This window comes from Pseudoalteromonas sp. DL-6 (assembly GCF_004328665.1).
In the GTDB taxonomy this organism is placed as follows: Bacteria; Pseudomonadota; Gammaproteobacteria; order Enterobacterales; family Alteromonadaceae; genus Pseudoalteromonas.
The window spans coordinates 620,246-634,695 of the sequence record NZ_CP019770.1; the positions used below are offsets into that span (position 1 = coordinate 620,246).

At 38.1% G+C, this 14,450-nt stretch carries 11 protein-coding genes and 1 pseudogene; 6 read left to right on the forward strand and 6 right to left on the reverse strand.

Translation table 11 applies throughout. The features are described from left to right. Window positions 1-86: 86 nt before the first annotated feature. The gene (locus tag B1F84_RS02865) at window positions 87-1,445 is read right to left on the reverse strand and encodes a serine hydrolase domain-containing protein (protein ID WP_008109602.1); all 1,359 of its coding nucleotides are present in this window, start codon (window positions 1,443-1,445) and stop codon (window positions 87-89) included. A gap of 189 nt (window positions 1,446-1,634) precedes the next feature. Between B1F84_RS02865 and B1F84_RS02870 the strand changes: the two genes are divergently transcribed. Continuing rightward, a complete protein-coding gene (locus B1F84_RS02870; protein ID WP_131690520.1) occupies window positions 1,635-1,943 on the forward strand; it encodes a hypothetical protein in 309 nt (102 codons plus the stop codon). 58 nt (window positions 1,944-2,001) lie between these two features. Continuing rightward, window positions 2,002-2,091 (forward strand): annotated as a pseudogene (locus tag B1F84_RS18075) (CPBP family intramembrane glutamate endopeptidase); the annotation flags it as partial. Window positions 2,092-2,295: 204 nt separating this feature from the next. Here the strand turns inward: B1F84_RS18075 and B1F84_RS02880 are convergent. Both B1F84_RS02880 and B1F84_RS02885 read right to left on the reverse strand, forming a co-directional pair. Next, the gene (locus B1F84_RS02880; protein ID WP_131690521.1) at window positions 2,296-3,939 is read right to left on the reverse strand and encodes a methyl-accepting chemotaxis protein; all 1,644 of its coding nucleotides are present in this window, start codon (window positions 3,937-3,939) and stop codon (window positions 2,296-2,298) included. Between the two features lie 263 nt (window positions 3,940-4,202). Then, the gene (locus tag B1F84_RS02885) at window positions 4,203-4,574 is read right to left on the reverse strand and encodes a hypothetical protein (protein ID WP_131690522.1); all 372 of its coding nucleotides are present in this window, start codon (window positions 4,572-4,574) and stop codon (window positions 4,203-4,205) included. 265 nt (window positions 4,575-4,839) lie between these two features. Between B1F84_RS02885 and B1F84_RS02890 the strand changes: the two genes are divergently transcribed. Continuing rightward, entirely contained in the window at window positions 4,840-5,433 is a 594-nt protein-coding gene (locus B1F84_RS02890) for an ACP phosphodiesterase (RefSeq protein WP_131690523.1), read from the forward strand. 23 nt (window positions 5,434-5,456) lie between these two features. Here B1F84_RS02890 and B1F84_RS02895 read toward each other — a convergent pair whose 3' ends face one another. From B1F84_RS02895 to B1F84_RS02905, 3 genes are all read right to left on the reverse strand, one after another. Beyond that, on the reverse strand, window positions 5,457-5,765 hold the full coding sequence (locus B1F84_RS02895; RefSeq protein WP_131690524.1) for a hypothetical protein: 309 nt from the start codon (window positions 5,763-5,765) through the stop codon (window positions 5,457-5,459). A 197-nt stretch (window positions 5,766-5,962) separates the two neighbouring features. Next, on the reverse strand, window positions 5,963-8,143 hold the full coding sequence (locus B1F84_RS02900) for a response regulator (RefSeq protein WP_131690525.1): 2,181 nt from the start codon (window positions 8,141-8,143) through the stop codon (window positions 5,963-5,965). Window positions 8,144-8,291: 148 nt separating this feature from the next. Next, window positions 8,292-9,986: a sensor domain-containing diguanylate cyclase gene (locus B1F84_RS02905; protein WP_131690526.1), complete on the reverse strand. Its 1,695-nt coding sequence runs from the start codon at window positions 9,984-9,986 to the stop codon at window positions 8,292-8,294. Window positions 9,987-10,314: 328 nt separating this feature from the next. Between B1F84_RS02905 and B1F84_RS02910 the strand changes: the two genes are divergently transcribed. The 3 genes from B1F84_RS02910 to B1F84_RS02920 all read left to right on the forward strand — a co-directional run bounded on the left by B1F84_RS02910 (window position 10,315) and on the right by B1F84_RS02920 (window position 14,450). Continuing rightward, window positions 10,315-11,958 carry a methyl-accepting chemotaxis protein gene (locus B1F84_RS02910; protein WP_131690527.1) on the forward strand — a complete coding sequence of 548 codons (1,644 nt, stop codon included), beginning with the start codon at window positions 10,315-10,317 and terminating at the stop codon, window positions 11,956-11,958. A 235-nt stretch (window positions 11,959-12,193) separates the two neighbouring features. Further along, entirely contained in the window at window positions 12,194-13,495 is a 1,302-nt protein-coding gene (locus B1F84_RS02915) for an amidohydrolase family protein (protein ID WP_131690528.1), read from the forward strand. 124 nt (window positions 13,496-13,619) lie between these two features. After that, on the forward strand, window positions 13,620-14,450 hold the full coding sequence (locus tag B1F84_RS02920; RefSeq protein WP_165489676.1) for an alpha/beta hydrolase: 831 nt from the start codon (window positions 13,620-13,622) through the stop codon (window positions 14,448-14,450).

Here is a 14,450-nt window from a genome sequence, read left to right on the forward strand (position 1 = left end):
TTATTTAAATTCGAACCAAAGGGGGTCAAATCTTGACTTCAGACATTAAAAATAGATAAATCAGAATGGGTGTCATTATAATTATCTTAAATTTTAATTGCCTCACTCGGCGTGGTTGATAACCCACTAAAATATTTCATTATTAATTTCCCTTGGCTGTTTTTTTCAATGACTAAATAGTTATTTGAATTAGGGTAATAAAAACTATTTTTAGACATGGGGATTAGCTTTATTTTATTTCCACCAGTGCGCTGAGAATATAAAACATCATTTTCATAAATTAGGCTGCGAGAAGTATTTTTATTAATACGGTAATCGCCTAAAACGGGTGATAGTTGCTCCGCTGTTACATTTACGCTTTTAAATTTTGGTAGTTCTATACCTAGTACTTTAGCTGTGAGTTTTTCGTTTATAAAAATAGGGTTTATATGGTTTGAATTAGCGAGTACGGCTACGTATAGTTTTTGTTCGGGTATATAGCGTGCATGTGCTAAAAAGCCATTTATTCCACCGGTGTGCTTAATTACCGTATAGTCATTAAAAGGCTTAACAATTAGGCCGTAACCATAGGATGAAAAGCTGCCGTTGTTGAGTTTAAAAGGGCTGACCATCTTCTCATAACTTGCTTTACTAATAAGCTTGCCAGACGATAATGCACTAAACCAAATATTTAAGTCAGTTGGAGTAGATATAAGGGCCCCTGCGGCATAGGGCCAATCCATATTAATATAACTTGTGTTTATAAAGCCTTGCGCTGTTTGTTCATATCCAGCTGCGCGGTGAGGAATAAGCTCTTGCCCTTCGTAGCTACTTTGTGTCATCCCCAGTTTTTTAAAAATATTTTGTTCAACGAACTCTTTATAAGATTGCCCACTTGCTACTTCAACTATTTTACCAAGTAGTGAATAACCTGTATTTGAATAAGCCATTGCTTCGCCTGGTTTAAAAACCATAGGGTGCTTGGCAAAACGCGCTAGCGTGTCGTCAACGCTTGCAGGTACTTGTATTTCTTTATCGAATAGGTCGTCGTCATCGGTATAATTTGCTATTCCCGATGTGTGGGTCAGTAAGTTTTCTATTGTGACGAGGTTACCCTCAGTAGGAAAGCTTGGAACATACTTATGAATATTGTCAGAGGTTAATAATTTACCTTGCTCTTGCAGCATCATAATTGCAGCAGCGGTAAACTGTTTTGAAATAGAGCCTAATCGTAAAACACTTTGATTGGTAAGTGGAATGTTGTGTTCAAGGTTGGCAAGCCCTCGGGTTCCTTTAAAAACAGTTTTTTCATTTTTACTTATTATCACCGACACACCAGGCTCACTGGCTGAAAGGGTATCATTAAGGATTTGCTGGTACTGTAAAGCTGTAGGCTCTGCTTTAGCTTGGTTGGGTATTAATAGAGTAAGAGCTAATAAGCAGCTCGTGTAAAATGGCTTTATCATGTTCATCCTTTAATTTTTATATCAAGTTCGCTAATGAGCTGGCGTTCCTTGCGCTTTATAGTGAGTTAATATTGCACAGCTAAAAAGTAAACACAATTAATGACGTTATTAAGTGCTTAGTACTGATTAATAAGTACAATAGTTAAAATTTATTTATTTTAATTTTATATTTATAAGGAAGTTGTTTATATGAGTGATGTAACGCCATTTTTATATATTGCTGTTATGGCTTTTTATTTTTTACACAAAAACGAAGAAGGTAAAATACTAGTACCGATTGTTGCTTTTGCAGCAATACCGTTATTTAGTAACGATTACTGGCTGTGGTTTAAGGTGAGTATAGGGCTGAGCATCTATGTTTTAATGGTAGAAAAAGCTAAAGCCGGATATACAGGAGGTGGAGCCGTTTCAGTATTCGCTATGCTTTTTGTAGGGGCTTATATAGTCAGTATTGTTATCAATACAGTCATATCCGTAACGGCTAATGGAATTTTTTAACTATGTACCCATAAAAACCAAATGGTCACCCATTAGAAGGTTACGGTCAAGTCGGCGTGTTTATCTTTGGCTAAGAGAGCGTACAGGAAGTTTGGTATTTCCTATTTTGGCCCATAATAGTGTTAATTTTGTTGGGCAGCTAATCTAATTAAAAGTTTAATTTAAGAGAGGAAAACCTTGTGTAAGTTTTTACCTCTTCACCGGCAGCAGCCAAAAGGGCTCGTTTGCAGGTGACCACAAGTCATTCATGCCTGCAATTTGAGCTCCTTTTATTACCTATGCTTTTAGTGCTTTGTACTGCTAAATTAGCTTTCGAACACTACTCAGCTTGAAAGCATGAGAAGCCCAGTACTTACACTTTAAACTGTTGTACCAATTTTAATAAGTTATTGCCTAGTATTGCCATTTCGTTACTTGCTGTTGATGTTTGCTCAGTTGCAGCTGATGATTGCTCTGTTACTTGTTTAATATTAACAACGTTGCGGCTGATCTCATCTGCAACCACGGCCTGTTGCTCAGCGGCTGAGGCTATTTGCGCGTTCATATCATTAATTGCGCTGCTGTAGTCATTGATTGTTCGCAGGGTTTCACCTGTTTTACTCACTTTTTCAACAACTAAGTCTGTTTGTTGTTGGCTTTTGGTCATTACCTCAATGGCGGTTAATATTCCGGATTGAAACTTATCGATCATTTGTTCTATGTTGGCGGCTGACTCTTTAGTTCGTTGTGCTAAGGTTCTTACTTCATCAGCAACTACTGCAAAACCTCGGCCTTGCTCACCCGCTCTTGCGGCTTCAATGGCGGCATTTAATGCCAATAAGTTTGTTTGTTCAGATACGCCTTTAATAACATCTAATATGGTACTTATATTTTCGCTGTCGGCTTGTAGCTTTTCAATTGCAGAAGCAGATTGATTAATTTCTTTAGTAAGGTTATCAACCGCGTGAACTGTTTCGTTCACCATGCTTTCACCGGCTTTAGCATTACTATTTGAATCACTTGCTGAACTGGTGGCATTTTCTGCGCTATTTGCAACGTCTTGAATTGTTGCATTCATTTGCGTCATGGCGGTGGCAACTTGTTGCGTTTCATCATGCAGCTTTTTAACTGCTGCACTGGTGGTGTTACTAACTATTGAAAGCTCTTCGGAAGTTGATGCAACCTGAGTGGTTTCAGATGCCACTGAGGTTATTGTGGTGCGAATTTTAGCAACAAATTTATTAAATGCGCGGGCAACGTCGCCGGTTTCATCTTTTGATGAATCGTCGACTGTTACGGTTAAATCACCTTCGCCATCGGCAATATCGTTCATTCTATGTGAAAGGCGATTAAGTGCGCTGGTAATTTTCGAAGAGATAAAAATGGCAATAACAATACCTGCGATTAAGCCTATAAGGGTAATTACAAGCATTAAGCTATATGCAGAGGAGTGCCGTGCTTGAGCTTCTAACTCGTCATTTGCCATATCTTGTTCGATTGCATTTACTAAATTAGCCATTTGAGAAATGGCTAAATCGTTTAGCCTCCTGCCTTCATTTTTAGATAAAGCTATTGCTTTGTCGTTTAAATCAGCTCTTGCTAGATCACGAATTTGAAGATTTACCTCAATATATTCATCCCATGTCGCGGCAAATTCATCGAGTAAACGTTTGCCGTTGTCATTGACTAAATTGCGAAGAGTTGCACGTCGCTCTAGCATTTCATCTCGCGTTTGAGCTATGAAGTCGGCGTATTCATCCATGGCTGCTTTTGAGTCTGCCAAAATTATATTTTTTTCAGCTCGAGATACAGCTAAAGCGCCTTGATTGACTCTAGCTGCCAGTTTTACTTTTTCAGCTGAAACATTAATTATTTTACTCATCTGATCATTCATTATGGAGAGGTTATATATACCGATCCCAGCAGTAACAATTAACATAATGATAATTAAACTAAAACTTGCTAATAATTTTGCTTTAATTGAAGTGAAACCAATTTGATTTAAATGTGAGGACATTTTTAAATTCCTTTTGGCAGTCTATTTATCGACTTGTATCTTTGAAAAATAACAGGCTCGTTGTAGCACCACTAATTAATAAAGAGTAGAACAAAAACTTAATAAATAAAGGTTAGTTTTTAATCGATTAGTTAAAGCCTATGGAAAACGTTGACGGAATGTACTGCCTATACAGAACGCTATACTTATTATTTCTGGCAAGGTTTGAAAAACAACTGTAACAGGGGGGGGAGTCATATTACTTTACTAAAACCTAATTAAGCTTAGGTTTCTATTTCTAGCAAGCCCTGAATATAAGCGAGCTCTTCGCTAAAAACGCCACAAAAAAATGCACTTTGTTCAACGCTTACTGCTTCATCAGATTGGGCTTTGTAGCTTTGCTGGCATCTGACAAGTTCATTGGCTAACCATTGGCATACATTATTTGCTGCGCTTATGGCTGCTTTTAAAAAAGAGGGCCATTTTATTTTTTGTAAATTAAAGCGATAGAGCATTACGGCGATATCGCTATAGGCTTTGTGCTCAAGTGATGGTGGGTTATCACTCTTTAAATTAGCACTGTTTAACAGTTTACTCTTGAATAGTGCTTGTTGCAGTGCGACTTGCTGTGAATTGCTTAATAAAGTCGTTGTCATAATACGTGATTAGCCTTGGTTACAATGAAAAATAGCATTTAGTATTAAAGGCTAAGCAAGGCGTTTTATGACTCAAGCAGCACCAAAAAATGCAGCAACAGTGATAACAAAATTGGCCTGACTCTTTACTGAATTTATAAAATACAAGTGTAATTGGGTTGGGTAGTTTCGAAGAATAAAGTTAAAGATATTGTTCTTCTCTAAAATGAATTTTATTCAAAACTGCGTTATTATTTAAATACTTTGATCAACTGCTGAGATCACCTTGAATTACTTAGCCCACCTTTATTTAGCACAGCCTACGGCTGATTCTCACTTTGGCAATTTGTTGGGAGATTTTGGTGGTCAAAGGCAGTTAACGCATATACCTAAAAGCGTTAAAAGTGCGCTAGATAATCATTATTTAGTGGATAAATTTACAGACGCACATCCTTTAGTTAAAGAAGCAAAACAGCTTTTTTCACCTAAGCGAAGGCGCTTTGCAGGCGTGGCTGTTGATGTGGTGTTTGATCATTTTCTTATTGCGCATTGGCGGCAGTTTAATAACCAATCATTAATTGATTTTAAGCACACCAGTTATGGGCTTTTGGATAAGCGTATACCGGTAATGCCTACACGAATGCAACGTGTGGTAACTAGTATGACGCAAAACGATTGGTTTAAAGAGTACGAAAGCGTTGATGGAGTGGGGCTGGCGCTTGATAATATTGCTAAACGAATTCGCTTTACTAATACTTTTTCTGGCGCTGCTGAAGATATATCTCGCCATTACAATGAGCTAGATGGGCTTTTTTTGGCGTTTTTCCCAGAGCTAATTAAGCACGTTAATGAGTTTAATGTGGAAAGCACACCAAAGTAGAGTGCGCTTTCACTATAAGTGGTTTAGTCGTTCGGCCCTTTTAAGGTAAACACTAAATGTTTACGCATATCTTTTAAAATCACGCCTTTTTTAAGCATGGCAGCGCTTAAACGCTTTTGCCATTTTAATAAATCAGGCTCTGCAGCAGTTAATGCTTGTTGGTTTTCAAACTGAAAACACATCAGTAAAGAGCCTGGAAATAAATGATATTCCACATCAAACCAGCATTGCAGCATGCCTGGGATTTCAGCCCGGCCTTGCGCTTCTATTTTATCAGCAACATTGAGGACGAGTGCTTGTTGTTTTACTTGCACAGCAGATAGTTTTTTCATAGGAGATGATCCAATTTAGAGGCTAATAAACACAGCCAAGATAGGTCATTATACCTAAGCTTGTAGGAAGCTAACAACGTTAACCTAGGTTTTAGCTACATAGAGAGTGAATTAATAAGGTGCGAGGCTTTTGAGTTTTCACTCCTCATTAAACCTCTTAATTTATTAGTCATTAATTTTTTTCTGAGTGTATTTTGTCATGTGGATTCAATCTGCTTTGATAAAAACAAGTTAGTAACGTCTGCGACTTTGATTAACGACTCTTTATCAGTATGGCTCCAAGTGATCTTTGAGCCTACACTTTCACAACAAATAACACCTAACGGTTTGTTATCAAGTATATAAATGTAATCAAGTAAAGAGTATATATCGAGTGGCTCAAAGTAAGAGCTAGTGAACTGCTTAGTTACGTCGTTGTTTCTAGCATCCGAGGCGTCGAGTACTTGGTTGGTTAAAATATAATTGAAATAAGCAGGTGAGTCTTCTGCAGTTAAAACAGTGCCATTGGACACGTCATTATTTTCATCAAGGCAAATTAGGCAATTTAATGCACTGTATTCTTTATTAAATAGCCACAGGCTGACTCGATTTGCACCGGGAATGAGTGCTTTTAACTCTTTGCATATTTGGTTTAGCTTCCTGTTACTAGAAATATTAGGATCGCTAATTTTTACTGCTAAGTTCTTTAGGTTAAGGTTTCTAGGGTTATAAACATTGAGTAAGCTATTGAGCCTAGCTTTATCAAACGGTTTAGTTAAGTAGCCATCCATACCAATATCTAAATAATGCTCAATGTCTTGTTTTAAGGTATTTGCTGTCATAGCTATAATTGGAACGGTTTTACCTGTAGGAAGCAATCTAATAGCCTGAGTAGCTTTTATCCCATCCATTTCAGGCATTTGTATATCCATGAAAATTAAGTCTACAGGGTGCTCTTTAAAGTATTGGACACACTCTTTACCGTTCTCTGCAATAATTAAATTAGCATTATGGGCTTTGAGCATTTTAACAATAATAAGCTGATTTATTTTGTTATCTTCGGCAATTAAAACAGTACTGCCTTGAAGGTTTGTTATATCAGTGCTCTGCTTCGAGGTTGATGGCAACAAAGCAATCTCAAAGCTTTGCTCATAGGTAAACGTGGAGCCATTATTTATTTTGCTGGTAAAGCTAAGCTGCCCCTGCATTAACTCACTTAAACGAGCGCAAATTGATAAGCCTAAACCTGTGCCTCCATATTTTCTTGAGGTCGATGAATCTGCCTGGTGAAATTCTTTAAATAAATGCTCTTGAACAGTCTCATTAATCCCAAGCCCTGTATCAATAACTTCAAAGGTGAGTACTTGTGTTTGCAATGTAGTGCTTTTAACACTTACCTTCAGCTCTACTTGGCCAAAGTTGGTAAATTTAATCGCATTTGAGCACAAGTTATTTAAAATTTGCGAAATCCGAAGAGGATCGCCTTTTAAATTGTCTGCTATTTTAGGATCTACCGATGTAATAAGCTTTATACCTTTAACAGACGCTTGCTGTAGCTGGGGTTTTATTACATCGCTAATAACGTCATTAAGGTTGAAGTGGATATGTTCAATTTCTAACTTGCCAGCCTCAATCTTAGAAAAGTCTAAAATGTCATTTACAATATTTGATAAGTAATGTGCTGACTTTAAAATACTTTTTAAGGTGCTGTCTTTTTCCTCTGTTGTGGTTTCGGTCATACCAAATTCAGCTAAATTTAAAATCCCATGCAATGGGGTTCTCAGCTCATGAGTCATATTTGCCAAAAATTTACTCTTTGTGTTATTGGCCGTATCTGCTTCTTCTTTTAACTTTTCTAGCTCTTTATTGTGTTTTTTTTGTTTTTTTAATGCCATCACTAACTTTTTATTATTAAGCCTAAGCTCTAATTGCGCAATGACCTCTTTGCTCAAAACAGTGAGTGCATTTATTTGTTTGCTGGAAAGCTTTTTTGGTTTATCGCTAATAACACATAACGTACCTATAGCATTACCTCTAGGTGTAATGAGAGGTGCACCTGCATAAAAGCGAATATTTGGGTCGTTTGTAACCAAAGGGTTATCGTGAAAGCGCGTGTCTGTCAGTGCATTTTGAACTTCGAATACTTGGTTTTCTAAAATTGCGTGAGAACAAAACGAAATATCTCGTGCTGTTTCGGCTGCATCAAGACCTTGCTTTGATTTAAACCATTGCCTGTCGGGATCAACGAGGCTTATTAGTGAGATTGGCGTATCACAAATATCAGATGCAAGTTGGGTTAAATCGTCAAAGGATTTTTCAGCTTCAGTGTCTAAAACGTCATACTCATATAAATCTTTTAGCCGTGATAGTTCATCTTCAGGTGTTGACGCTTTTATCATTATGTAACCTTGTTTTTGATATACTTAACAATGAGTAATTGAATAAAAATAATAATGCTCGAGCTAGCGTAAAATTCAATTAAATTATCATGCTCAAGTAGTTAGCTTATATGACTAGTTAAGTTTTTACTAATTGATTTAAAACTGTTCAATCAACAATTCTATTACGACCTTTAGTTTTTGCCTCGTATAAATAGTCATCAACGTATTTTAAGCTGTTTTGTAAGCTGATAGAGCCATCATGAGTAAGCAGCCCAATACTTACTGTAAAGCTAATGTTTTTATTGCGATAGAAAACTTTGTGTTGATTAATCGTGTTTTTAATTCGCTCTGCGGCTTGCTTAGCTTCGGCTTTGTTTGTGTTGGGCATAATAATTAAAAACTCTTCACCGCCTAGGCGAAATACAAAATCTTGCTTTCTAGTTAAGGAGCGTAATGTGTTGGTGAGCTCTTTTAAGCTTAAATCTCCAGCTTCGTGACCATAATTATCGTTTATGGCTTTAAAATGGTCTATGTCGAGCATTAATAATGAAATATAGGTGTTTTTATTTTGCGTTTTTAATAGTTCATCGCTGAGCGTTCTGTATAAAGTTCGTCTATTTAAACAGCCTGTAAGTGGGTCTATATTGGCTTGTTTTTCTAGCTCTTTATTAAGTGAAGAGAGCTCTTGAGTACGCGCCTGAATACGCTGCTCTAAACTGGTATTAAGCGCGATCAGTTTATGCTCAATGTTTATTTCTTTGGTTACGTCGTTTTGTACAGCAAAGTAATAAGCCACTTTGCCGTCTCTAAAAATGGGGGATATGGCCAGTTCATTCCAATAGGGGTCCCCACTTTGTGTATAGTTTAAAATTCGGGTGGTAATAGGGATGCCTTTTTTAAGATGAATTTTAAGTTGCTCTATTGTGTTGGCGTCAGTTTTTTCACCTTGTAAAATAGCACCTAGTTTTTTACCTTCCACTTGATTGAGTGTATAGCCTGTTATTCTTTCAAATGAGCCATTTACCCAAATAACGCGCTTGTCTTTATCGGCAATCACCATCCCAACCGTAGTTTCTTTGAGTGCGGTAACTAAAAAGTCCCGCTCTAGAGCGATTTTTTCACTCCCCGATATATCTTGAAAAATGCCATACAACTTAGTGATTGCACCGTTTTTATTTCTTGATACATTGCCGCTTGATATAACAATGCGCTCTTGTAGATCGTCATCTACAACACGCAACTTTATACAGCTCCACCCTTGCCCGCTCGCAAGAGCTTGCTCGACCGCATGGGCTATTTTGGGTTTATCGTCTTCATGATAAAAATTTATTGCTGTGTCTAGTTCAGGGGAATAGTTACTGGGTGAAACACCATGAATGGTGTAAATTTCATCGGTCCAAAATAATTGGCTTGTGTTACAGTCGAGTTGCCAATAACCCACTTTTAAAACTTCGCCGGCATTTTCTATGATGGTTTGTAATTCGTTATTGCTAATAACAGACGACACTTGGGCAAAGTGCTGGTTAAAAATTAAAACCGTATATTGGCGCTGGTTTTGCTGCACGCTATGCAAGCAACAGTTAAGTTTAATAAAATAGTCGGTGGCGAGTTTCAGTTTAATATCAAATTGGTCTAACTCATTATGTTGCAATTTTAGAGCGTTAATTTGTTGTTGTAATAGTGTTTTACTTTCAGTTGTACAACAGGCATAAAAGCTTTTAATGGTTGGTATGTTTTTAGCTGCAATATTGAGCTCTGACCACCTAGAAGAAAGGTAACTAAGCTGATCGTTATTATCAAATACCATTAAAAGAAAATTGCACTTTTCTAGCAGCACAATATTTATGTCTTTAATATCCATAAGCTCCCTGTATATGAAAAGTATTACAACACCTGGATTAAGTATAGGCACACCTATCAGGTTTAGTTGCATGAAAAAACTAATTTCATTTTGGGTTTGAGTTTAAAAAGTTTTTGACCTTACGTTGCTATCATTGTTATTGAACAGTGATATTTGCTTTTTGCTTGTGGTTACTTTTTAAATCAATTGTTTGGCTTTTTTTAATAGTTTGCGTTTTTTGCAATTAAAAATAGTTCTTTTGTATTATTTTAAGCTTTATTGATAATAAAGAAGGCTATTTTTTGGTAACATTCGTATAACTGCCTATCACTTCTCATTGAGCCTATTTATGTTGAACTTCTTTTCGTCATTGTCCATTCGGGCAAGACTCTCTATTGGTTTTGGAATTGTACTAGCGTTGTTAGTTCTTCTGACTGCGCAAGGTATTAATCGTGTGAACTATATCGATAGAACCCTAGCAAAAATCACTGATGTAAACTCAGTAAAGCAACGCTACGCTATTAACTTTAGAGGCAGTGTGCATGACCGTGCTATTGCCATTAGAGATATAGCTATTGCAAATAATGACGCAAGGGTTAGAGAATATGAAAAGGAAATCAAAAGATTAGAAGGATTTTATGCTGAATCTGAAACGCAGATGAGGCAAATGCTAAATAACGACACGATATTTACAGCAAAAGAGCGTGATATTTTACGCCGTATTGAGGCTATTCAGGCAAAAACGTTGCCTATTGTGGAGACAATTATTGCAATGAAAAAGGCTGGTCAGCCGGTTGATGAAAAGGTGCTTGATGAAGCTCGACCTGCTTTTATTAATTGGCTTAACACTATCAATCAGTTTATTGATTATCAGGAAGATCAAAACCAAATAGCGACACCTCAAGCAAGAGACGTTGCCGGAACATTTGAAAACTTTATGCTGATACTGAGCGCTATCGCGATCAGTTTCTCTGTTGCTGTGGGTATACTTATTGATAAAAGCCTCAGAGCGACCCTAGGCGGTGAGCCTAATGAAGCACAGCAAGTTATAGCTGTATTGGCAGACGGTGATTTAACCAAGAGTTTAAAAACACCTCACACAGGCAGTATTCTTGATTCGTTAGATACCATGAGCACAAAGTTGACCAGTATCGCTAAGAATATTATTTATGCGTCTAACAAACTACAAGACAAAGTAGAAGAAGTGTCTGATGGTTCTACTTTGGTACTAAATGGTGCGCAGCAACAAGCTCAATTAACTACTCAAACAGCCTCACAATTAAGCAGTATGAGCGCTAGCATTGATAAAGTGGCTGATATTGCAGCACAAACAGAGACTAATTCAGAGCAAACCGCTAACTATGCAATGGAAGGTCGTAAAGTGGTGAATGCCGCCGCTACCGAAATGGAACGCATAGCGACCACCGTTGATGAAACGGTAGAGCAAATAAGGTTATTAGCTGAAAATACAAAACAAATAGGCGGCATTGCGAGTGTGATCAGTGGTATTTCTGAGCAGACTAATTTGCTGGCTCTTAATGCCGCAATAGAAGCTGCAAGAGCAGGTGAGTCGGGACGCGGTTTTGCCGTTGTTGCAGACGAAGTACGCCAGTTAGCGCAACGTACCGGTGAAGCTACCTCACAAATTGAGATTATGATTAACGATGTGCAAACTCAAACTGCAGCATCTGTAAGTGCTATGGAGACAACGCAGCCACAGGTTGAAAACGGCAAAGCAAAAATTATGCAGGCAACAGATTTACTCAAACACATTGAGGAACAAGCAATGGACTCGTTGAACTTGGTGAAGCAGGTGTCGAGCGCGGCATCCGAACAAGTTCAAGTGGTAACTGAATTTAGTGCTGCAATGGAGCAGGTTGCGGTAATGTCTGAAGAAACCATTGAATCGATGAATAAAAATGACACGGCAACTAAAGTACTTACTGACTTGTCTGGTTCGCTTAAAAAAGAAATTGCCTTCTTTAAAGTTTAACTTTAGGCCCAGGAAACGATGTAAGGTTTATTTTTAATTGCGATGTTTAAAAGCAGCACGACCAATTAGGCGTGCTGCTTTTTTGTTTTAATAGTCTGACTTTTAGCCGTTTTTTTGTAATAAAAGTATGATAGTGGTTTGTTTTTATAACTTTCCTGATAAGGTATTAGTGATATAACAATATTTTAACGTTGTTTCGTTGTTATTAACGAATGACGATTCATTGGAGAGTTTAATGAGCATATTTCGATTGAGTGTGGTTACCTCGTTTTTTTTCGCAGTCAATATCGTTGCTACTAATGCACATGCGGATACTAAAGTGATTCATGCTGGAGAGTTGCTAGCTATTCCAGGAGAAAAACCACAACAAAAACAAACTATAGTAATAGAAAATGGCAAAATAGTTTCGGTATCAGCGGGTTTTTTACCTATCAACCGTTTTGGTGAAAATGCTCAGTTAATCGATTTATCGACCCGCTTTGTTATGCCTGGGCTCATGGATATGCATGTGCATTTACAAGGTGAGCTTGGGCCAGATAACAAAAAAGAGCTGGTGGAAATGTCTGATGCAGATGTAGCAATGCGCAGTGTGCATTTTGCTAACAAAACCCTTCTGGCGGGTTTTACTACAGTGCGTGATGTAGGCAGTCAAAGTGAGCAAATGTATGCACTAAGAAATGGGGTGGCCAAAGGATGGATAAGTGGCCCTCGAATTATTGCTGGTGCTGGCGTTACTATTACCGGCGGGCACTTAGATGTTGATGGTATGAGCCCAGACTTACTCACGATGAAAACACCGCCCACAGTGTGTGATGGGGCACTAGAGTGCCGCAAAAAAACTCGCTACGCAATCAAGTATGGGGCTGATTTAATTAAAGTCGCATCTACTGGTGGGGTGCTTTCGGATACGACTACCGGTACAGGTCAGCAAATGCAAGACGATGAGCTCAAAGCAGTTGTTGATACCGCACATGGTTTAGGGCGGAAAGTAGCTAGTCATGCCCATGCTGCCCAAGGTATTAACGCAGCATTACGTGCGGGCGTTGATAGTATAGAGCACGGTAGTTACACCGACGATGAAGGTATTAAACTATTTAAAGAGACAGGTGCTTACCTTGTGCCTACGTTACTTGCTGGCGATACGGTGGTTAACTTAGCCAATAACTCTGATTTTATGTCTGAAGCCATTAAAAGCAAAGCAATCAAGGTTGGTGGCGATATGCTAAATAATTTTACTAAGGCTTATAAGGCGGGGGTTAACATTGCATTTGGTACCGACAGTGGCGTATCTAAGCACGGCATTAACGCACAAGAAGCGGTATTAATGTACCAAGCGGGTATGACTCCTGCTGATATCTTAAAGTCGGCAACGGTTAACGCGGCTGATTTAATTGATATGAATCATAGCTTAGGCACTATAGAAGCTGGTAAGTTTGCTGATATTATTGCCTTAGACACCAGCCCATTAAGTGATATAAGTGCTTTATTGGATGTTGATTTTGTTATGAAAGAAGGCACGGTTTTTAAACAACAATAAATCATTCGATTTATTTTATTAATAATGACGTAATAGCGCTGGTAAGTCGTATAGAACATTTATAAACGACTGCCAGCGTTTTCAGTTATATCGCTTTTAAGGTTATAAAAGGAAGTACTTTATTTTGAAAAACTTAGTAGTTTTATTTTTTTCTGTATGGCCTTTTTTGGTCAACGCCACCGCGCAGCAAGTTAAATTTCCTGATGTAGATAATAATGTTGCATACGCAAGTGTGGCTTCGCTTGGGTTTAACTCAGCTGATGAAAAAGTAGCCTACGGCAGTGATGAGTCACAGTACGCATTACTTTGGCGTGCAAAGCAAACACTGGTGCAAACGCCATTAGTTATTTTACTCCATGGTGGTTGTTGGTTGAGTGAGTACGATATTAAACACACGTATGCGTTAAGTACGGGGCTTGCACAAGCTGGCTTTAATGTATGGTCTTTAGAGTATAGAAGAAGCGGTGCAAGCGGTGGTGGCTGGCCTGCAACGTTTAATGATGTTAAAGCCGGTATTTTAGCGGCAAGTACTTACAATAATGGCGAGTTTAAATTAGCGGGATCAGTTGCGGTAGGGCATTCGGCAGGTGGGCATTTAGCATTGCTTGCTGGTGGTGAAATAAGCCAGCTTAAAGGGGTTATTGGCTTGGCCCCTATTACTGATATAAAAGCGTATGCGCGTGGTGATAATAGTTGTCAAAAAGTGACTCAAGATTTTATGCAAGGTATGCCAACCGATAAACCTAAGGCATACACGCAAGCTAACCCGAGTGAGCAATCGCTTCATCCGCAAAGCATTATTTTACAAGGTGACCAAGATGCCATCGTGCCTGCTTTTAATTTAGCACAGCTTAAACGTCCAGTTGTTATGTTAGAAGGCGTGGGGCATTTTGATTGGATCCATCCGGGATCAGCTGCATTTAATACACTAATACAAAATTTGAATGAGATGTAA

What these genes read in the sequence shown, in the direction of transcription:
- B1F84_RS02865 (WP_008109602.1), bottom strand. Translation starts at nt 1,445, where the DNA reads ATGATAAAGCCATTTTACACGAGCTGCTTATTAGCTCTTACTCTATTA.
- B1F84_RS02870 (WP_131690520.1), top strand. Translation starts at nt 1,635, where the DNA reads ATGAGTGATGTAACGCCATTTTTATATATTGCTGTTATGGCTTTTTAT.
- B1F84_RS02880 (WP_131690521.1), bottom strand. Translation starts at nt 3,939, where the DNA reads ATGTCCTCACATTTAAATCAAATTGGTTTCACTTCAATTAAAGCAAAA.
- B1F84_RS02885 (WP_131690522.1), bottom strand. Translation starts at nt 4,574, where the DNA reads ATGACAACGACTTTATTAAGCAATTCACAGCAAGTCGCACTGCAACAA.
- B1F84_RS02895 (WP_131690524.1), bottom strand. Translation starts at nt 5,765, where the DNA reads ATGAAAAAACTATCTGCTGTGCAAGTAAAACAACAAGCACTCGTCCTC.
- B1F84_RS02900 (WP_131690525.1), bottom strand. Translation starts at nt 8,143, where the DNA reads ATGATAAAAGCGTCAACACCTGAAGATGAACTATCACGGCTAAAAGAT.
- B1F84_RS02905 (WP_131690526.1), bottom strand. Translation starts at nt 9,986, where the DNA reads ATGGATATTAAAGACATAAATATTGTGCTGCTAGAAAAGTGCAATTTT.
- B1F84_RS02910 (WP_131690527.1), top strand. Translation starts at nt 10,315, where the DNA reads ATGTTGAACTTCTTTTCGTCATTGTCCATTCGGGCAAGACTCTCTATT.
- B1F84_RS02915 (WP_131690528.1), top strand. Translation starts at nt 12,194, where the DNA reads ATGAGCATATTTCGATTGAGTGTGGTTACCTCGTTTTTTTTCGCAGTC.